An 18,850-nucleotide genomic window follows, 5' to 3' on the forward strand; every position below is an offset into this window, starting at 1 on the left:
ACACCCACCGGTCGGCGCCGTGTTCAGCGCCGTTGGCGTCGAGCGCGACGACGCCGGCGCGCTTGCCGGGTGTGACGGAGTCGGTGCGGTGTTCGAAATCCGCGACATCGGCGCCGCGAGAACCCCGCAGGGTCATACCTTCCCTGTGGGGAAGAGCGCCCGTACCTCCCAACCCTGTGTCTGTCCGGCCGGGGGCCCCGCGCGCAGGGCTCCGCCCAGGGCCGTGACGCGTTCCGTGAGGCCGACCAGGCCGAAGCCGCCACCGTGTGCGGCGGCCGGGAGCTGGGTGCCGCCCAGTCCGTCGTCGGTCACACCGACCTCCAGTCGCCGGCCGTCGTGGCGGAGCCGGACGGTGATCTCGGTGGCGTCGGCCGCGTGCCGCCGTACGTTCGTCAGCGCTTCCTGCACCACCCGGAACGCGGCGGCCTGCACCTCGTGCGGGAGGTCCTCCGGGACCGTGGGGTCCCGGTCGAGGGTGACGTGCTGGACCGGGCTCGCGAAGCCGTCCGCCAGTTCCGCGATGCCGGCCAGGTCGCCGACGGGTCTGCGGTCGGCGGCGTCCGGGCCTGTGTCGCGCAGCACGCCGACAGTACGGCGCATCGACGCCAGGGCTTCCGTGGCCGCGCGTTCTATACCCGCCAGGACGGTGTCCAGATGCTCCGGCTGGGTGGTGGCCATCATCCGGGCCATCTGCGTCTGGACGAGGATGCCGGTGACATGGTGCGCGACGAAGTCGTGCAGGTCGGCGGCGATCGCCACCCGTTCCGCCCGCCGGGTCTCGACGACCGCCACGGTCCGCCGGTAGTCCTGCGAGCGCATGAACGCGGCCAGACCCCCGACGACGCCGATCAGGACGAGCGCCGCCATCATGAAGCCCAGCAGGCCGGACGTGTCGTCCTGGTAGAAGCGCGCGGGCGTGCCGAGCAGCGCGATGCCGGTCAGGATCCCGCAGACGACGGTCCAGGGCTGCGGACAGTGCCGTACCGCGATGAACAGCAGACTCAGCAGGACGGCCGTCTCGCCCGGGCCGAACAGTGCCTCCTGGCCCAGCAGCAGCGAGGCCGCCGTGAACAGCAGCGAGGCGACGGCCGGTGCGCCCGTGCGCAACTGCGGGGTGAGCCAGTGTGGCCGCCGCCTGGCCGGCCACAGCAGAGCGGCGTACCCGATTCCCAGGACGACCGCGTAGGGCCAGATCGCATAGCCGCCCTCGCTCGCGTTGAGCAGGTCGGGGATCCCCGACATGACCAGGAGCGTGACGACGAAAGCCCGGGCGCAACTGCGGGGCGAGTCCGATGTCATGCGGATCACCGTATGCGCGGACGGCGACGGCGGGATCGGCCGAATGGTCGAGGACCGGTCCGTGAAGGGTGGCCGGACGGCCGAGGCGCGTGCTCGTGCCCGCGGGACAGAGTGGAGCCACTGCCCACACCGCCCCACCTTCAGGAGTACGAGATGCAGCGCAAGGCCCTCATCAGCGTGATCGGCGGTGCGACCGCCACGGTCGCGCTGGCCGGCGTCGGAACCCATCTGCTCGCGGGCACCGAGTCGACGACCTCCCTGGACAGGTTCACGGCGGTGACGGTGGACGGGCACAAGGCCCTGGCGGCAGACATCGTCGCGGGCCGCGCCCAGAGCAAGTTCCACCCGCTGCCCTGGGTGGGCACGAAGGTCTCCCGGGTGTCCTGCCCGACCGGTCTGAAAGCCGTGGCCGGCGCGAGCATCACGTGCACGGGCCACACCGGCAAGGGCAAGGACATCGACATACCGGTGACGGTGGTCACGGCGACGGGCACCTCCGTGACCTGGAAGTTCGAGCGCTGAGCAGCGGCGAAGAGACCAAGGAGAACGAGAAGACGATGAGCACCGTCCTGGCCGGTCTCGGCCTCACCAAGAAGTACGGCTCCACCATCGCGCTGCACGGCGTGGACGTGAAGGTCGGCGTCCGCGAGTCACTGGCGATCATGGGTCCGTCGGGGTCCGGGAAATCGACCCTCCTGCACACCCTGGCCGGAGTCGTCCGTCCGGACGGCGGCGAGGTCCTGCTGCACCACGAGCGCATCGACAACCTGGGCGAGAACCGGCTGAGCGAACTGCGTCGCAAGCGGTTCGGATTCGTTTTCCAGTTCGGCCAGTTGCTGCCCGAACTGCCCGCCGAGGAGAACATCGCCCTGCCGCTGATGCTGGACGGCATGCCCCGTGGCCGGGCTGTCTCCCTGGCCCGCCGCTGGTTCGCCCCGCTCGGCCTCGACGGTCTGGAGAAGCGCCGCCCCGGTCAGCTGTCCGGCGGTCAGGCCCAGCGCGTCGCGATAGCCCGCGCGCTGGTCGTCCAGCCCGACGTGGTCTTCGCCGACGAGCCGACCGGCGCGCTGGACCAGGGCACCGGCGAGGAGGTGGTCCGGCTGCTGACCTCGGTCACCCGCGAACAGGGCGCCTCCCTGGTGATGGTCACGCACGACCCGGACGTCGCCGCCCACTGCGACCGTGTTCTCCAGGTCCGCGACGGCCGGATCACGGGCCACCATCAGTGCACCGTCATGCCCTGAGGCCCCGGCCCTGGCACCCCGGCGCCCTTCCCTCTGCTCCGGTTCGCCTCCGCATCGCCCGACTCCCCCGCCTGCCCCGAGCACCGGCCCCCGCGCCCTCTCGATCACCCCGGAGCCCTCATGTCCTCGCCCGTCCCACAGCTGACGTGGTTTCTCGCGCGCCGCTCCGGCCGCCGCGGCCTGCACAGCCAGTTGCTCGCGGTCGGCGCCGCGGCCGTCGGTTCGCTGATCCTGCTGGTGCTGACGGCCGCCTGCTTCGGCAGCGGTGCCCGCGCCCACGACACCGCCTGGCGCATCCCGGCCCCCGACCGGCACGGCACTGCCGTCCAGACCGTCGGGACGACGTACCTCGGTGACCGCCCGGTCACCGTCGTGTCGCTGGCCCAGTTGCCCGGCCGCAAGGCGACTCCGGCGCCCCCCGGGCTGACCGGGTTCCCGAAGCCCGGGCAGGTGTACGTCTCGCCCGCTCTGGCCGGCCTGTTGCACAGCACACCGGCGAACCAACTCGCCGACCGCTTCCCGAAGGTGTCCTCGTACGGCACCATCGGCGACGCCGGGCTCGCGGCGCCCGAAGAGCTGGTGGCCGTCGTGGGGAGGGCCGCGTCCGACCCGGCGGTCTCCACCGCGGCCGAACCACTCGGCATGTTCGCCCAGTTCGGAGGGCTCACCGCACGCGCCGTGGTTTCCGGCTTCGACGGAAGCGACGTCAGCGTGTTCACCTCGCCGGACAAGCCGGCGGTGTCGATGGGGGTGGCGATCGTCGCCGTCCCCGTGATCGTGCTCGCAGCGGCAGCCGGACGGCTCGGTGCGGCCCGGCGTGAACAGCGGCTCGCCGCCCTGCGGCTGGCGGGGGCGACACCGCGCCAGATCCTCGCGATGACCGGTCTGGAGTCGGGGGTCGTCGGTGCGGCCGGGGCTCTGGTGGGCGCGCTGGCGTACTGTCTGCTGCTGCCCGCGCTCGCGGAGATCCCGTTCGGCATCGGCACCTGGTACACCGGCCGACTGTGGGTGGGGCTGCCCTGGCTGCTGGCCATCGTGGTGTTCGTGGCCGCTCTCATCGCGGTGAGCGCCATGTTGACGTTGCGTCAGGTGGCGATCTCTCCGCTGGGGGTGGCCCAGCAGGCGAACCCGCGCCGCACCCGTTTCATCCGCCTTCTCCTCTTCGTGGCGGTCCTGCTCTACATCTACGTGACGACCTCCTCGGGCGGCGCGGGCTCCCGTCAGCTACTGGTGATGCTGCTGATGTTCTACGGCGCCTTCTGGCTGCTCGGCCCCTGGGTCGTGGACCGCCTCGGCCGGATCACTGCCCGCTTCGCCCGCCGTCCGGCGACTCTGCTGGCCGCGCGCCGGCTCAGTGACGACCCGCGCGGCTCCTGGCGCACCGTCAGCGGGCTGGTCCTCGCCGGGTTCGTCGCCGGGTTCTTCACCGTGGGCAACGTGGGCATCGACAGCTACCGCTTTCCCGGCCAGGTCGCCGTCCCCACCACGAGTACCGCCGCGGCCCGCACCGCCACCACCGAGGCCCGCACGCTGCTCCACGCGGCCGGGGTGAAGGCGACCGTCTTCATGAGCGACGGCGACGACGACGGGCTTGTGTCCGGCACCCCCGGAGTGGTCGTTCATGTCTCCGGCGGCACCTCGGAGCTCGACACCACGATCACCGCGTTGCAGAACCTGGTGCCGGGCCAGCTCCCGTACACCCAGGACTACGCCAACGCCGAGAGCGAGGCCTTCACCGGCCGACTGGGCGAACTGGGCGCCGCCGCGCTCGTGGTCAGCTTCCTCGTCGCGACCGCTTCCGCCGGGCTGACCGCCGCCGCGAACGTACTCGACCGGCGACGCGTCTACGCCCTGCTGCGGCTGGCCGGCACGCCGTTGAAGCTCCTCGACCGGGCGAGGTTCCGTGAGACGGTCCTCCCGCTGGTCGTGCTCGCCGGCGGCACCACCGCCGCCGGAATCTACGCCGCCTTCCAGGTCAACAAGCTGTTCGACAGCACGATCAGCACCTCAGGCGCGGTGACCCTGGCAGGGTGCGTGACCGTGGGCGCACTGGCCATGTTCGCGGCGATAGGAGCGAGCAGGCCACTGCTGCGGGCGGTCACGGAGGACGCTGCGCGGACGGCGGACTGAGGGCGAAGCACACGTCAGGGCCGGCAACGGCGAGGACCATCACGAGGGGCCACGCCCCTTCTCCTCGTCCCCCTCTCCTCGTCCCCCTCTCTCCCCAGTGCACCACCTTCCCCTCCTACCCCTGAGGCATGATCGAGCCATGACGCCCGCCCAGCCCAGCCCTCCGATCCGCGTCCTCATCGCGGACGACCAGGACATGGTCCGTACCGGCTTCCGCTTCTTCCTGGACGCCCAGCCCGACATCACCGTGGTCGCCGAGGCCGCGGACGGGGAGGAGGCCGTGGCGCTGGCCCGGCGTGAGCGTCCTGACGTGTGTTTGCTGGACATCCGGATGCCCAGGCTCGACGGCCTGGAGGCGACCCGGCTGCTGGCCGGCCCCGGTGTGACCGACCCGATGCGGGTCGTCGTGGTCACCACCTTCGACCTCGACGAATACGTGTACGGGGCACTGCGCGGCGGCGCCTGCGGGTTCCTGCTCAAGGACTCGGGGCCCACCCTCCTCGCGGAGGCGGTACGGGCCGCGGCGGCCGGTGACTCCCTGGTGTCGCCGTCGATCACGGTCCGTCTGCTCCAGCACATCACCGCCCCGCAGGGCACCGCGTCACGCCCTGCGGCGACGCCCCCGGTTTCCGCGGCGACGCTCAAGGAACCTCTCACCGAGCGGGAACTCGACGTGGTCCGGCTGGTCGCGCTGGGCCGCACCAACGCGGAGATCGCCTCCGCGCTGTTCGTCTCCCTCTCCACGGTCAAGACGCACCTGTCGAGCGTGCAGCTGAAGCTGGCCGCCCGGAACCGGGTGGAGATCGCGGCCTGGGCATGGCAGAACGGACATGCGCGCCGGGAGGCGTGAGAGTGGGGCGGGTCACCCGGATGTGGCGCGTTCGACGTGGAGCGGCTATGCAGAAACAGGACGAGTTGAAAGTACGATCAGCCAATGTCTGACATGATCGAAACCACGCCCGGCTGGCTGGCACCCGACGAGCTCGAACAGTCTCGCGCACGGATGCCGATCCTGTACGTCGAAGCAGTACCGGTGCGCGTCGACGACAACGGTGAAGTCACCAAGATCGGCCTGCTCCTGCGCATCAGCTCGGACGGCACTGTCAGCCGCGCTCTGGTGTCGGGCCGCGTCCTGCACCACGAGCGTGTGCGCGACGCCCTCCTGCGCAACCTGGAGAAGGACCTGGGCCCGGTGGCACTGCCCCGGGTCCCGGCATCCCCGCAACCGTTCACCGTCGCGGAGTACTTCCCGACCCTGGGGGTCACTCCGTTCCACGACCCGCGCCAGCACGCGGTGTCGCTCGCATACATCGTCCCGGTGGCCGGCGACTGCCGTCCCCGCCAGGACGCCCTGGATCTGGTCTGGTTCAGCCCGGAGGAGGCGTCCTCCCCCGTGGTCCAGAACGAGATGCCGGGTGGTCAGGGAGTCCTCCTCAAGCAGGCCCTGGCCCATGTCGGCTGCCTGTCCTGACCAGGGCGACCGGCCGAGCGTTTCGGAACCCGTCGCTCACCGGCGGTTCACGGACAGCAGTCACTTCGTCCGCGCCCTCCATGGCACCAGGGCCGGACGCCCACCCGGTACGCCCGGTCGGCCACCCGCCCGGCGGCGATGAGCACCGGTGGGAACAGGTCGGCCGGGGGGCGGGTCCATGGTGCTCCTGCGGACTCTCAGGAGCACCATGGACCACCCCTCATTCAGGCGAACTAGGCGATCTCGACGAGCAGATCGCCGCCCTCCACCTGCTGGATCCTGTTGATGGCCAGCCTCGTCACCTTCCCCGCCTTCGAGGCGGTGACCGAGGCTTCCATCTTCATCGCCTCGATGGTGGCCACCGTGGCGCCGGCCGCCACCTCGTCCCCCTCCGCGACGGCGAGGGTCACCACTCCGGCGAACGGCGCGGCGACATGCCCGGGGTTGGCCCGGTCCGCCTTCTCCGTAGCCGGGATGTCGGAGGACACGGCGGTGTCGCGCACCTGGATCGGCCGCAGTTGACCGTTCAGGGTGGACATCACGGTGCGCATGCCGCGCTCGTCGGCCTCGCCCACGGCCTCCAGCTCGATGAGCAGCCGTACGCCCTGTTCGAGGTCGACGGCGTACTCCGTCCCGGGACGCAGCCCGTAGAAGAAGTCCTTGCTGGCCAGCACGCTGGTGTCGCCGTAGGTCTGACGGTGTGCCTCGTACTCGCGGGTCGGCCCGGGGAACAGCAGCCGGTTGAGCGTCGCCCGTCGGTCCTTGGCCAGCCCCGTGCGGTCGTCCGCGGTCAGTTCCGTCATCGGCTTGGGGGCGGCGCGGCCCTCCAGCGCCTTGGTGCGGAACGGCTCCGGCCAGCCGCCGGGCGGGTTGCCGAGTTCGCCGCGCAGGAAGCCGATGACGGAGTCGGGAATGTCGAACCTGTTCGGCGTCGCCTCGAAGTCGTCCGGCGAGACGTCGGCGCCGACGAGGTGGAGTGCGAGGTCCCCGACCACCTTCGACGACGGGGTGACCTTCACCAGCCGGCCGAGGATCCGGTCGGCGGCGGCGTACATCGCCTCGATCGCCTCGAAGCGGTCGCCGAGGCCCAGCGCGACCGCCTGGGTGCGCAGGTTGGACAGCTGGCCCCCGGGGATCTCGTGGTGGTAGACGCGCCCGGTCGGTGAGGCGAGGCCGGCCTCGAACGGTGCGTAGACCTTCCGGACGCTCTCCCAGTACGGCTCCAGATCGCCCACGGCCTGCAGACTCAGCCCGGTGGGCCGCTCGGAGTAGTCGGTCGCGGCGACGATGCCCGACAGCGAGGGCTGCGAGGTGGTACCCGCCATGGAGGCCACCGCACCGTCGACCGCGTCCGCGCCGGCCTGGATCGCGGCGAGGTAGGTGGCGAGCTGACCACCCGCGGTGTCATGGGTGTGAATGTGCACCGGCAGGTCGAACTCGCGGCGCAGCGCCGATACGAGGGTTGCGGCGGCCGGGGCCCTGAGCAGGCCTGCCATGTCCTTGACGGCCAGGATGTGGGCTCCCGCGTCGACGATCTGCTCGGCGAGGCGGAGGTAGTAGTCCAGGGTGTAGAGCCGCTCGGAGGGATCGGACAGGTCGGACGTGTAGCACAGGGCGACCTCGGCGATCGCCGTTCCCGTCTCACGTACGGCGTCGATGGCGGGCCGCATCTGCCCGACGTCGTTGAGCGCGTCGAAGATCCGGAAGATGTCGATGCCGGTGGCTGCCGCCTCCTGGACGAAGGCGTCGGTCACCTCGGTCGGGTACGGCGTGTAGCCCACGGTGTTACGGCCGCGCAGCAGCATCTGCAGGCAGATGTTCGGAACTGCCTCCCGGAGTGCGGCCAGGCGTTCCCAGGGGTCCTCGGCGAGGAAACGGAGCGCGACGTCGTAGGTGGCGCCGCCCCAGCACTCCAGGGACAGCAGCTCGGGCAGGGTCCGTGCCACCACCGGGGCGATGGCGAGCATGTCCTTGGTACGGACCCGGGTGGCCAGCAGTGACTGGTGGGCGTCGCGGAACGTGGTGTCGGTGACGCCGATGGTCGGTGACTCGCGCAGCCACCTGGCGAAGCCCTCCGGGCCGAGTTCGACGAGCCGCTGCCGGGAGCCGGCGGGCGGTTCCGTGTTCGGCAGGGGCGGGACCTTGCTGACCGGGTCGATCAGCTCGGGCCGTTCACCGTGCGGCTTGTTCACCGTGACGTCGGCGAGGTAGGTGAGCAGCTTCGTACCGCGGTCGGCGGAGTGACGTGCCGTGAGCAGGTGCGGTCGTCGCTCGATGAACGACGTCGTGACCCGGCCGTTGCGGAAGTCCGGATCGTCGAGTACGGCCTGCAGGAAGGGGATGTTGGTGGCCACGCCACGGATCCGGAACTCGGCGACGGCACGCCGGGCCCGGCTGATCGCGGTCCCGAAGTCGCGGCCCCGGCAGGTGAGTTTGACCAGCATCGAGTCGAAGTGCGCGCTGATCTCCGTACCGGCATGGGTGGTGCCGCCGTCCAGCCGGATGCCTGAGCCGCCAGGTGAGCGGTAGGCGCTGATCCTGCCGGTGTCCGGGCGGAAGCCGTTGGCGGGGTCCTCGGTGGTGATCCGGCACTGGAGCGCCGCGCCGTGCAGGGTGACCGTCTCCTGGGAGAGGCCGAGGTCGGCGAGTGTCTCACCGGAAGCGATGCGCAGCTGTGACTGTACGAGGTCGACGTCGGTGACCTCCTCGGTCACCGTGTGCTCGACCTGGATGCGCGGGTTCATCTCGATGAAGACGTGGTTGCCGTCGCGGTCGAGCAGGAACTCCACGGTGCCCGCGTTGCGGTAGCCGATCTGTTCGGCGAACCGCACGGCGTCGGCGCAGATCCGGTCGCGCAGCTCCGGGTCGAGGTTCGGCGCGGGGGCCAGCTCGATCACCTTCTGGTGGCGGCGCTGCACCGAACAGTCGCGTTCGAAGAGGTGGATGACGTTGCCCTGCCCGTCGGCGAGGATCTGCACCTCGATGTGGCGTGGCTCGACGACCGCCTTCTCCAGGAAGACCGTGGAGTCGCCGAACGCCGAGGCCGCCTCGCGCGCCGCGGCCTCGATGGACTCACGCAGCTGGGCGGGTTCCTCGACCCGCCGCATGCCGCGTCCGCCACCGCCGGCGACGGCCTTGACGAACACCGGGAAGCCGATGTCCTCGGCGGCGCGGACGAGTTCGTCCACGTCGGCGGAGGGCGCCGAGGAGGCCAGCACCGGTACGCCGGCCGCGCGGGCGGCGGCCACCGCGCTCGCCTTGTTGCCGGTCAGCTCCAGCGTGTCGGCGCTGGGCCCGACGAAGGTGATGCCGGCCTCCTCGCAGGCGCGCGCCAGATCGGGGTTCTCCGACAGGAACCCGTAACCGGGGTACACCGCGTCCGCGCCCGCCTTTCGCGCCGCGCGGACGATCTCCTCCACGGAGAGGTACGCCCGGACCGGGTGTCCCGGCCTGCCGATCTCGTAGGCCTCGTCCGCCTTCAACCGATGCAGTGAATTGCGGTCCTCGTGCGGGAAGACGGCGACGGTCCTCGCGCCCAGCTCATAGCTGGCGCGGAACGCGCGAATCGCGATCTCGCCTCGGTTGGCGACCAGCACCTTGCGGAACATCCTGGATCCCTTCAGCCTGCCGGTGACGCGCCCCATGGTGTCGGCCCGGCCCGCCTCGCGCCATGTGAGCCGGGCCACTCACCCCCGCCGGGCCGCGTTCACTCAGGTTTGCCGCGGGATGTCCGCACCGGTCATTCCAGCCGACCTGCCTTCTGCCGGGGGTCCGGGTCGTCCCCCGGGAGGACGCAGCCGCGGAGGTCCGCCCGTGCGGGGCTGTCGTCCAGGAAGCCGCCCGACTGGTGCTGCCAGAGCTTCGCGTAGGCGCCCTCCGTAGCGAGCAGCTCCTGGTGCGTGCCCTGCTCGACGATCCGGCCGCGGTCGAGGACGACGAGTCGGTCCATGGTGGCGACCGTGCTCAGCCGGTGGGCCACCACGAGCGCCGTCCGTCCCTCCATGAGCCGCCACAGCGCCTCCTGGACGAGGATCTCGCTCTCCGAGTCCAGTGCGCTGGTGGCCTCGTCGAGCAGCAGGATCGGCGCGTCGCGCAGGATCGCCCGGGCCAGGGCGACCCGCTGACGCTGTCCGCCGGACAGCTTTACCCCGCGTTCGCCCACCATGGTGTCGAAGCCGTCCGGCAGCGCGTCGGCGAACTCCGTGACATGTGCCGCCTCGGCCGCGCGGCGGATTTCGGCGTCGGTGGCGTCCGGCCGGGCGAACGCGATGTTGTCCCGCAGGGTGCGGTGGAACATCGCCGGGTCCTGCGGCACATAGGCGATCAGACCGCGCAGGTCCGCCTGGCGCAGCAGGCTGATGTCCTGCCCCCCGATCAGGATCCGGCCGGCGTCGATGTCCGTCATCCGCAGCAGCAGTCGGCTGAGCGTGGTCTTGCCGCCGCCGGAACGGCCCACCAGTCCGATCTTCGCCCCGCTGGGAACTGCCAGGTCGAGTCCCTGGAAGAGCGGCTCGGCGCCCGCGTGGGCGAAGGTGACGTTCTCGAAGCGGACGTCGGCGGCCCGGGACCGCAGTGCCTCGGGCGCCACGGGGTCGAGCACGGTCGGCGACGTCAGCAGCAGTTCGGTGAACTGCGCGGCCTCCGTCATCGAGCTCTCCAGCCGACGGTAGATCTGGTTGAACTCGAACATGATCCGCGTGGCGTTCGAGTAGTACGTGAAGGCGACCACGACCGTCTCCACACCGTGCCCACCCCCGGCTAGCGTGACTGCGAGCAGCAGACCCAGGGCGTTGGTCAGCACGGACAGCGGCGCCACCAGGGTGTCGATGCGCAGGTTGCCGTAGTCCCACGACCTCAGCGTGAGCCGCCGCGATACCGCGACGCGGGAGCGGTGCTCGGCGGCCTCACGTTCCTCGGCGGCGAAGGCCCGGACCGTGTCCATGTTCATCAGGCTGTCGGCGACATGGCCCGACACCCGGGCGATCGCCTCCTCGCGCTTGGCGACGAGCGCCTGGCGGCGCCGGATGAGGGGCACCACGCACAGCGCCGTCAGGGCGATCATCGCCAACAGGCCGACCACGAGCAGGGGTTCGTAGCGCCACAGCACCACCGACCCGAACACGAGTGGCACCAGACTGCCCACGACCTGGAAGGTCAGCGTGTCGACGAACTCCTCGAACCGGGAGGCGAAGCTCAGAACGCGCTTGGTCAGCGATCCGGCGAAGTTGTCGTGGAAGAACGCGGCGTCCTTGGCGAACAACTCGTCCATCCCGATCACATACAGATGTTCGATGCCGCGGGCGTCGACGCGGTTCAGACAGTGCAGGCCCACGCGCCACAGCACCTCCGAGACCAGCATCACGCCGGCGAAGACGAGGACGTAGGGCATCGCCGAGCCGGTGGTGATGCCCTCGTCGTCGGCGATTCTGCCGACGAGCTTCGCGACGACCAGAGGCGCGATGTAGGCGAGGCCGATGTTGCCGAGCGCCGGCAGCAGCATCGCGGGGAGCGTCAGCCACCTGAGGCGGGCCAACTCCCGTCCGTAATAGCGAAGTGCGAGGAGCACCGGTCCTTTGCCCGGTGAGACCTCGCGAGATTCAGGCGATCCCATTCCCACCCTGTGTCGTCGTAGGGCGGCCCGCCACACGCTGTCGCCGGGGTCGTCCCGACAGATGGGCACAACGACGGAGCCCCCGCGCGTTCACGGCGGCGCCGAAGTGCGAGTACGGGCAGGCCGGAAAGCCCAGTGTCCCGTGGCGGCTCCCGCACGGTCCAAGCGTTTTTCTCGGCCAACGGCACGCCCGAACACGGGTGCGAGGCCGGGCCGGACAGGCGCGTTTATCCTTCGACCGTGGCTGACACCGACACCGACCCGCTGCGGCTTCCCGACATGCCGCTGCACGATCCGTTCGTCGTCGCCGACGAGAAAACCCGCACCTACCACCTCTACACGTCCAACGACCCTTCCGTATCGGGTGTGGACGGCACCGGCACGATGGTCTACCGCAGTCACGACCTGTGCGACTGGACGCGTCCCGTGGTGGTCTTCCTGGCTGCCGAGCAGAAGGAGATCTGGGCGACCGACGGCGGCTGGGCGCCGGAGGTGCACGAATGGGACGGCAGGTACTACCTGTTCACCACCCTGCACAACCAGGACAGGCCGCTCCCGGTGCCGCCGTCCAACCAGTGGGGTACGCCGTTCCAGATCCCGGCCTACATGCGCGGGACGATCACCGCCGTCTCCTCCTCGCTGCTGGGCCCGTTCACCGTCGTCGACCCCGCACGCCCCACCCCGCCCGAGAACCTCATGACGCTGGACGGCACGCTCCACGTCGACCCGTCCGGGCAGCCGTGGATGGTGTACGCGCACGAGTGGCTGCAGACCATCGACGGCACCATGGAGGCGATCCGGCTGGCCCCGGACCTGTCCCGGACGATCGGGGATCCGGTCTTCCTGTTCAAGGCCTCGGACGCCTCCTGGCTCACCGAGGAGATCCCCGCCGGCCTGCCGAACCAGCTCCCGCCCTACATCACCGACGGGCCTCAGCTCCACCGTACCCCTGACGGGTCACTGCTCATGCTGTGGTCGACGTACGAGAAGAACGCCGTCGGCCGGGACGGGAACATCAGCGGCGGCTATGTGCAGACGTACGCCACCTCGGAGTCCGGCGCCATCACCGGACCCTGGCGGCAGCACCGGCCGTTGGTCCGCGACGACAGCGGTCACGGCATGCTCTTCCACACGTTCGACGGCCGGCTGATGATGATTCTCCACCGCCCCTTCGAGGACGCGCGGGGCAAGCTGTACGAGATGGAGTTCGCCGGTGATGAGCTGCGGGTGCTCCGCCGACGCGCCGACCTCGACGGCGGCGGCTGACGCCGCTGTGCGAAAACGCCGGAGGCCGTTCTCCCATTGCTGGAAGAACGGCCTCCGGCCTCCGACTTCGTAAAGTCGGGACGACAGGATTTGAACCTGCGACCCCTTGACCCCCAGTCAAGTGCGCTACCAAGCTGCGCCACGTCCCGATGCTGTCTGACCTGGGGTTTCCCCTGGCCGAACACGCATGGAAACAATACCGCACTCGGGTCGATGGTCGCGCACCTCTTTATTCGCACCTCCACCCCTTGACCTCAAGTTTGGTCGAGGTCGCACGATCGTCTGTATGACAGCCACGACACACGACACAGTCGCCCACTCCCGCTCCCACGCCGAGCTGACCGGGCTCATGGGGCTGATGACCGGCGACGAGAAGCACGGGCCGGCCGCGACCTCCACGCTGGACGTGCTCTGGGTCCTCTACGACCGGGTCCTACGGGTCGGCCCGGACCGGATGACGGACCCCGAACGCGACCGTTTCCTGCTGTCCAAGGGGCACGGGCCCATGGCCTACTACGCGGTACTCGCCGCCAAGGGCTTCCTGCCCGTGGACTGGCTGCCGGGCTTCGGCTCGTTCGACTCACCGCTGGGCCACCACCCCGACCGCGTGCTGGTGCCGGGGGCCGAGATCGGCAGCGGTTCGCTCGGACACGGTCTGCCGATCGCCGTCGGTACGGCGCTGGGGCTGCGCGCCCAGGGGCTCGACGGGCCCACGGTGTGGGTGCTGATCGGCGACGCCGAACTGGACGAGGGCAGCAACCACGAGGCGATCGCCTTCGCCGGTCCCGCCGGCCTCGAACGCCTGCACACCGTCGTCGTCGACAACTCGTCCGCGCGCCATGCCCGGCCCGGCGGCATCGCCGCCCGCTTCGAGGCCGCGGGCTGGTCCACGGCAACCGTCGACGGCCGTGACCAGCAGGCCCTGTACACCGCGTTCACCGCGCCCCATCCCGGCCGCCCGCACGCCGTCGTGGCGCGGGTCGAACCGAAGTCCGGCTGATCCGGCACGCCCGACCTGCGCGACCCATGACACCGACCCACCGCACCGAGCCATCTCACCGACCCGAAGGGATCCACTCCCCCATGGACACCATGCGTGACCGCTTCGCTCCCGTCCTGACCAGGCTGCTCGACGAGGACCCACGCGTCGCCGTCGTCCTCGCCGAGATCGGCGCGGACGCGTTCGCTCGGGCACAGGCCCGGCATCCCGACCGGGTGATCAACGTGGGCATCCGTGAGCAGCTCCTCGTCGGCGCGGGCGCCGGCCTGGCGCTCACCGGTATGCGCCCCGTCGTGCACACGTTCGCGAGCTTCCTCGTGGAGCGCCCCTTCGAGCAGGTGAAGCTCGACCTCGGCCACCAGGACGTCGGCGCCGTGCTCGTGAGCGCCGCCGCCTCCTTCGACTGGCCGGCGGGCGGCTACACGCACATGGCACCCGGTGACGTGGCCCTCCTCGACACCCTGGACGGCTGGACCGTCCAGGTGCCGGGGCACCCCGACGAGGCCGAGACGCTGCTGCGGCACGCGGTCGCCGCGGGCGACGACAAGGTGTACGTACGGCTGTCCACGCAGTCCAACGCGGAAGGTCTCGCGGTCGACGGCGAACGGTTCCTCCGTGTCCGCGAGGGCCGCTCCGGTGTCGTGATCGCTGTCGGGCCGATGCTCGACACGGTGCTCACCGCCACCGAAGGGCTCGATGCCACCGTCCTGTACGCGACGACGGTGCGGCCCTTCGACTCGACAGCGCTGCGCCGGGCCACAGAGGTGGCGGGCACCGATGTCGTCCTCGTCGAGCCCTACCTCGCGGGCACGTCGACAGCCGTCGTGAACGACGCGCTCTCCGGCGTGCCCCACCGGGTGCTGGGCCTCGGCGTGGGCCGCCGCGAACTCCGCCGCTACGGGAACGTCGACGAGCACGTGGCCGCGCACGGGCTCGACGCCCGGACGCTCCGGGAGCGGATCCGGGGCTTCCTGGCCTGAGCTCGCCGCCCGGGTTCAGTCGGCGTCCGGCGCCCCCAGCTCCGGGTGGGCGTCCAGCAGTCGGGTCGGGGCCGCCTGGCGCCAGGAGTCGGCGAGGATGTCACGCAGTTCCCCCTCGTCCTCCAGTGCGGCCAGGCGCACTCTGACCCAGGCGAAGCCCGCCTCGTGGTCGGCGATCCAGAACTTCTCGGGCTCGGCCAGGACCAGTTCGTCGCGTTCCTCCTTCGGGCAGCGCACGGCGATGGAGGTCTCGTTCTCGGGCAGCGTGGCGAACATCTTGCCCGCGACCCGGAACGTGGGCATGCTCCAGGCGATCTTCTCCGTCGTGTCCGGCAGGGAGAGGGAGATACGGCGTACGTCTTCGGCTTCCGGCATGCGACGCACCGTAGCCAATGCCACTGACAATCACCCGCGGCCATCCGGCGGGAGTGCTCGCTCCCCCGCGCCAGGAGGCACCCCCTACGCCTGCGCCGCGGTGCCGAGCGCCTCCAGCACCGGGCGGATCAGCGGGTGTTCCTCCGCTCCCCGGCGTACGGCCGCGAAGACCCTCCGGGTGGGCGCCACGCCGTCGACCGGCCGCACGACCACCCCCGTCAGCTCCATTCCGCGCAGCGCCGAACGCGGTACGAGGGCCACGCCGGCGTCGGCCGACGCGAGGGCCACGACCGCGCGGAAGTCGTCGGAGGAGTGTTCGAGGCGGGGCCGGAAACCGGCGTTCTCGCAGGCCAGGACAACCACCTCATGGCAGGGGTTGCCGGGGTAGGGCCCGATCCACGCATCCTTCGCCAGCTCGGCGAGCGGCACCTCGTGGGCGTCGGCGAGACGGTGGGCGACCGGAACGACCGCGTCGAAGGGCTCGGCGTAGAGGGGGACGTGGGTGAGGCGGGGGTCGTCGGCGGGCGGCGCTCCCCGGTACTCGACGGCCACCGCGACGTCGACCTGCCGGTCGAGCACCATCGGCAGGCTGGCGTCACCCTCGGCGTCCTGGACGCGGACCCGGATACCGGGGGCGGTCTCGGCGAGGCGGGCCAGGGCGGGGGCGACGACCAGGGCGATCCCGGTCGCGAAGGCGGCGACGGTGACCGTGCCCGCGGCGCCCGAGTCGTACGCGGCCAACTCGGCCTCGGCCCGTTCCAGTTGGGCGAGGACCAGGTTGGTGTGCGCGAGCAGGATCTCGCCGGCCGGGGTCAGCCGTACCCCCTTGGCGCCGCGCTCCACGAGCCGGTGGCCGGTCTCCTGCTCCAGGGCCGTGAGCTGCTGGGAGACGGCCGAGGGGGTGAGGTACAGCGCGGCGGCAGCCGCCGTCACCGTGCGGTGGTCGGCCACCGCACGCAGGATGTGGAGCCGCCGCGCTTCGATCATGCGATCGATTATCCAGTACGTCCGGTACGTCCGGACCGCTGTGCCCGGAACGGCCCGGTCAGCCCGCCAGCTCCGCCCGGGCCGCGACGAAGGCGTCGACCGCGCGGTTCACGTCCTCGGTGGAGTGCGCCGCCGACAGCTGGACGCGGATCCGGGCCCGGCCCTGCGGGACGACCGGATACGAGAAGCCGATCACGTACACACCGCGCTCCAGCAGCAGCTCCGCCAGCCGGCCGGCCTTCGTGGCGTCACCGATCATCACGGGTGCGATGGCGTGGTCGCCGGAGAGGATGTCGAAACCCTCCTCGGTCATCCGGCGGCGGAACAGGGCGGTGTTCTCGGCGAGCCGCGTCCGCAGGTCGTCCGCCGACTCCAGCAGGTCGAGCACCTTGAGCGAGGCGGCGGCGATCACCGGGGCAAGCGTGTTCGAGAACAGATACGGCCGTGAGCGCTGCCGGAGCAGCGCGACGATCTCGGCGCGTGCGGCCACGTAGCCCCCGGACGCACCGCCCAGCGCCTTGCCCAGCGTGCCGGTGACGATGTCCACGCGGTCCATGACGCCGTGCAGTTCGGGGGTGCCCCGGCCGCCGGGGCCGACGAAACCGACGGCGTGCGAGTCGTCGACCATGACCATGGCGTCGTGGCGGTCGGCGAGGTCGCAGATCTCGCGCAGCGGGGCCACGTAGCCGTCCATGGAGAACACGCCGTCGGTGACGATCAGCTTCCGGCGTGCGCCACCCTCCGTGGCCTCCTTCAGCTGGCGTTCCAGGTCGGCCATGTCACGGTTGGCGTACCGGAAGCGGCGGGCCTTGGACAGGCGGATGCCGTCGATGATCGAGGCGTGGTTGAGGGCGTCGGAGATCACCGCGTCCTCGGCGTCTAGGAGGGTCTCGAAGACACCGCCGTTGGCGTCGAAGCAGGAGGAGTAGAGGATCGTGTCCTCCTGCCCGAGGAACGCCGACAGCCGGGCCTCCAACTCCTTGTGCACCTCCTGCGTACCGCAGATGAACCGCACGGAGGCCATGCCGTACCCCCAGCGGTCGAGTGCCTCGTGGGCGGCGGCCACGACCTCGGGGTGGTCGGCGAGGCCGAGGTAGTTGTTGGCGCAGAAGTTGAGGACCTCGCCGGGGCGCCCGCCCGCGGTGACGGCGACGGTCGCGGACTGCGGGGTGCCGATGACGCGCTCGGGCTTGTGCAGCCCGGCGGCGCGGATCTCGTCGAGGGTGGCGCGCAGGTCGTCGCGCACGGAGTCGAACATGGAGAAGCTCCTGGGGAAGGGGGACGAGGGAGTTACGTGTTCCAGTCGAGGATGACCTTGCCGCCCCGGCCGCTCGCCGCGTCCGCGAACGCGGCCTCGTGGTCGCGGTGGTCGTAGCGGCCGGTGATGACCGGGGAGAGGTCGAGGCCGCCCTCCAGCAGCACCGACATCGCGTACCAGGTCTCGAACATCTCACGGCCGTAGATCCCCTTGATGGTGATCATCGAAGTGACGATCCGGGACCAGTCGACCGGGAACTCCTCGGCCGGCAGGCCGAGCATGGCGATGCGTCCGCCGTGCGTCATGTTGGCGATCATGTCCCGCAACGCCTCGGGGCGGCCGGACATCTCCAGGCCGATGTCGAAGCCCTCGCGCAGACCCAGGGTGCGCTGGCCGTCGGCGATGGTCGCGCCGGAGACGTTCAGCGCCAGACTCGCGCCGATCTTGCGCGCCAGTTCGAGCCGTTCCTCGCTGACGTCGGTGACGACGACGTTCCGCGCCCCCGCGTGCCGGGCCACGGCCGCCGCCATCAGCCCGATCGGGCCGGCTCCCGTGATCAGGACGTCCTCGCCCACCAGGGGGAAGGACAGCGCGGTGTGCACGGCGTTGCCGAACGGGTCGAAGATCGCCGCCACGTCGAGGTCGACGGGCACCCGGTGCACCCAGACGTTGGCGGCGGGCAGTGCCACGTACTCCGCGAAGGCACCGTCCCGCCCGACGCCGAGCCCCACCGTGGCCCGGCACAGGTGGCGGCGCCCGGCGAGGCAGTTGCGGCACCGGCCGCACACCAGATGCCCCTCGCCGCTGACCCGGTCGCCGACAGCGATGTCGGTGACATCGCGCCCGGTCCCGACGACCTCACCGACGAACTCGTGCCCGACCACCAGCGGCGTACGGATCGCCTGCCGCGCCCAGCCGTCCCAGGCCCGGATGTGCAGGTCCGTGCCGCAGATCCCGGTCCGGAGCACCTTGATCAGTACGTCACCGTGGCCGACCACCGGTTCCGGTACGTCCGCGAGCCACAGCCCGGGCTCCGCCTTCTTCTTGACCAGTGCCTTCACCGCAACGCTCCTGTGGGTAGGCCCCGGGCAGGGCACGCCGAAGGAGCCCGTGGCGGGGAGAATGGTGACGTCGACGGCAGGACCGACGAGAACGCGAACCCTGCGAACACGGGAACGCGAGTCGAAATCTGCCGTACCGCGGCTCCCCGGTCCATCGAGGTTTTCTTA

At 70.9% G+C, this 18,850-nt stretch carries 15 protein-coding genes and 1 tRNA gene; 8 read left to right on the top strand and 8 right to left on the bottom strand.

Translation table 11 applies throughout. From position 1 onward, the window contains the following. Positions 1 to 132: 132 nt before the first annotated feature. Complete coding sequence (locus tag IEY89_RS04590) at positions 133 to 1,299, bottom strand: sensor histidine kinase (RefSeq protein ID WP_189145942.1); 1,167 nt, start codon at positions 1,297 to 1,299, stop codon at positions 133 to 135. Between the two features lie 153 nt (positions 1,300 to 1,452). On the opposite strand from IEY89_RS04590, the gene IEY89_RS04595 reads away from it, so the two are divergent. The 5 genes from IEY89_RS04595 to IEY89_RS04615 all read left to right on the top strand — a co-directional run bounded on the left by IEY89_RS04595 (position 1,453) and on the right by IEY89_RS04615 (position 6,144). Then, positions 1,453 to 1,821, top strand: coding sequence for a DUF4333 domain-containing protein (locus tag IEY89_RS04595; protein ID WP_189145943.1), 369 nt, complete (start codon positions 1,453 to 1,455; stop codon positions 1,819 to 1,821). Between the two features lie 35 nt (positions 1,822 to 1,856). After that, positions 1,857 to 2,543: an ABC transporter ATP-binding protein gene (locus IEY89_RS04600; protein ID WP_189145944.1), complete on the top strand. Its 687-nt coding sequence runs from the start codon at positions 1,857 to 1,859 to the stop codon at positions 2,541 to 2,543. A gap of 120 nt (positions 2,544 to 2,663) precedes the next feature. Further along, a complete protein-coding gene (locus tag IEY89_RS04605; RefSeq protein WP_189145945.1) occupies positions 2,664 to 4,673 on the top strand; it encodes an FtsX-like permease family protein in 2,010 nt (669 codons plus the stop codon). 139 nt (positions 4,674 to 4,812) lie between these two features. Next, the gene (locus tag IEY89_RS04610) at positions 4,813 to 5,523 is read left to right on the top strand and encodes a response regulator (protein WP_189145946.1); all 711 of its coding nucleotides are present in this window, start codon (positions 4,813 to 4,815) and stop codon (positions 5,521 to 5,523) included. A 93-nt stretch (positions 5,524 to 5,616) separates the two neighbouring features. Next, positions 5,617 to 6,144: an NUDIX hydrolase family protein gene (locus tag IEY89_RS04615; protein WP_189146100.1), complete on the top strand. Its 528-nt coding sequence runs from the start codon at positions 5,617 to 5,619 to the stop codon at positions 6,142 to 6,144. 233 nt (positions 6,145 to 6,377) lie between these two features. On the opposite strand, the gene IEY89_RS04620 is transcribed toward IEY89_RS04615, so the two are convergent. Further along, positions 6,378 to 9,752, bottom strand: a complete 3,375-nt coding sequence (locus IEY89_RS04620; protein WP_189146101.1) for a pyruvate carboxylase — start codon at positions 9,750 to 9,752, stop codon at positions 6,378 to 6,380. Positions 9,753 to 9,883: 131 nt separating this feature from the next. Beyond that, positions 9,884 to 11,755, bottom strand: a complete 1,872-nt coding sequence (locus IEY89_RS04625) for an ABC transporter ATP-binding protein (protein ID WP_189145947.1) — start codon at positions 11,753 to 11,755, stop codon at positions 9,884 to 9,886. A gap of 279 nt (positions 11,756 to 12,034) precedes the next feature. Here IEY89_RS04625 and IEY89_RS04630 point away from each other — a divergent pair, with 279 nt between their 5' ends. Next, on the top strand, positions 12,035 to 13,021 hold the full coding sequence (locus IEY89_RS04630; RefSeq protein ID WP_189146102.1) for a glycoside hydrolase family 43 protein: 987 nt from the start codon (positions 12,035 to 12,037) through the stop codon (positions 13,019 to 13,021). Positions 13,022 to 13,096: 75 nt separating this feature from the next. On the opposite strand, the gene IEY89_RS04635 is transcribed toward IEY89_RS04630, so the two are convergent. Next, a tRNA-Pro gene (locus tag IEY89_RS04635) sits at positions 13,097 to 13,170 on the bottom strand. Positions 13,171 to 13,307: 137 nt separating this feature from the next. On the opposite strand from IEY89_RS04635, the gene IEY89_RS04640 reads away from it, so the two are divergent. Both IEY89_RS04640 and IEY89_RS04645 read left to right on the top strand, forming a co-directional pair. Next, a complete protein-coding gene (locus tag IEY89_RS04640; RefSeq protein ID WP_189145948.1) occupies positions 13,308 to 14,021 on the top strand; it encodes a thiamine pyrophosphate-binding protein in 714 nt (237 codons plus the stop codon). An 83-nt stretch (positions 14,022 to 14,104) separates the two neighbouring features. After that, complete coding sequence (locus IEY89_RS04645) at positions 14,105 to 15,001, top strand: transketolase family protein (RefSeq protein ID WP_189145949.1); 897 nt, start codon at positions 14,105 to 14,107, stop codon at positions 14,999 to 15,001. Positions 15,002 to 15,016: 15 nt separating this feature from the next. On the opposite strand, the gene IEY89_RS04650 is transcribed toward IEY89_RS04645, so the two are convergent. The 4 genes from IEY89_RS04650 to tdh form a co-directional block, all read right to left on the bottom strand. Next, positions 15,017 to 15,376 carry an MmcQ/YjbR family DNA-binding protein gene (locus tag IEY89_RS04650; RefSeq protein WP_189145950.1) on the bottom strand — a complete coding sequence of 120 codons (360 nt, stop codon included), beginning with the start codon at positions 15,374 to 15,376 and terminating at the stop codon, positions 15,017 to 15,019. A gap of 84 nt (positions 15,377 to 15,460) precedes the next feature. Further along, positions 15,461 to 16,363: a LysR family transcriptional regulator gene (locus IEY89_RS04655; protein WP_189145951.1), complete on the bottom strand. Its 903-nt coding sequence runs from the start codon at positions 16,361 to 16,363 to the stop codon at positions 15,461 to 15,463. A 58-nt stretch (positions 16,364 to 16,421) separates the two neighbouring features. Beyond that, on the bottom strand, positions 16,422 to 17,621 hold the full coding sequence (locus IEY89_RS04660) for a glycine C-acetyltransferase (protein WP_189145952.1): 1,200 nt from the start codon (positions 17,619 to 17,621) through the stop codon (positions 16,422 to 16,424). A 32-nt stretch (positions 17,622 to 17,653) separates the two neighbouring features. Further along, a complete protein-coding gene (gene tdh / locus IEY89_RS04665) occupies positions 17,654 to 18,682 on the bottom strand; it encodes an L-threonine 3-dehydrogenase (RefSeq protein ID WP_189145953.1) in 1,029 nt (342 codons plus the stop codon). Positions 18,683 to 18,850: the final 168 nt, after the last annotated feature.

This window comes from Streptomyces lacrimifluminis (assembly GCF_014646095.1).
Lineage (GTDB): Bacteria > Actinomycetota > Actinomycetes > Streptomycetales > Streptomycetaceae > Streptomyces > Streptomyces lacrimifluminis.

What these genes read in the sequence shown, in the direction of transcription:
- IEY89_RS04595 (WP_189145943.1), top strand. Translation starts at nt 1,453, where the DNA reads ATGCAGCGCAAGGCCCTCATCAGCGTGATCGGCGGTGCGACCGCCACG.
- IEY89_RS04630 (WP_189146102.1), top strand. Translation starts at nt 12,035, where the DNA reads ATGCCGCTGCACGATCCGTTCGTCGTCGCCGACGAGAAAACCCGCACC.
- IEY89_RS04620 (WP_189146101.1), bottom strand. Translation starts at nt 9,752, where the DNA reads ATGTTCCGCAAGGTGCTGGTCGCCAACCGAGGCGAGATCGCGATTCGC.
- IEY89_RS04640 (WP_189145948.1), top strand. Translation starts at nt 13,308, where the DNA reads ATGACAGCCACGACACACGACACAGTCGCCCACTCCCGCTCCCACGCC.
- IEY89_RS04605 (WP_189145945.1), top strand. Translation starts at nt 2,664, where the DNA reads ATGTCCTCGCCCGTCCCACAGCTGACGTGGTTTCTCGCGCGCCGCTCC.
- IEY89_RS04590 (WP_189145942.1), bottom strand. Translation starts at nt 1,299, where the DNA reads ATGACATCGGACTCGCCCCGCAGTTGCGCCCGGGCTTTCGTCGTCACG.
- IEY89_RS04650 (WP_189145950.1), bottom strand. Translation starts at nt 15,376, where the DNA reads ATGCCGGAAGCCGAAGACGTACGCCGTATCTCCCTCTCCCTGCCGGAC.
- IEY89_RS04625 (WP_189145947.1), bottom strand. Translation starts at nt 11,755, where the DNA reads ATGGGATCGCCTGAATCTCGCGAGGTCTCACCGGGCAAAGGACCGGTG.
- IEY89_RS04645 (WP_189145949.1), top strand. Translation starts at nt 14,105, where the DNA reads ATGGACACCATGCGTGACCGCTTCGCTCCCGTCCTGACCAGGCTGCTC.
- IEY89_RS04660 (WP_189145952.1), bottom strand. Translation starts at nt 17,621, where the DNA reads ATGTTCGACTCCGTGCGCGACGACCTGCGCGCCACCCTCGACGAGATC.
- IEY89_RS04610 (WP_189145946.1), top strand. Translation starts at nt 4,813, where the DNA reads ATGACGCCCGCCCAGCCCAGCCCTCCGATCCGCGTCCTCATCGCGGAC.
- IEY89_RS04615 (WP_189146100.1), top strand. Translation starts at nt 5,617, where the DNA reads ATGATCGAAACCACGCCCGGCTGGCTGGCACCCGACGAGCTCGAACAG.
- IEY89_RS04655 (WP_189145951.1), bottom strand. Translation starts at nt 16,363, where the DNA reads ATGATCGAAGCGCGGCGGCTCCACATCCTGCGTGCGGTGGCCGACCAC.
- IEY89_RS04600 (WP_189145944.1), top strand. Translation starts at nt 1,857, where the DNA reads ATGAGCACCGTCCTGGCCGGTCTCGGCCTCACCAAGAAGTACGGCTCC.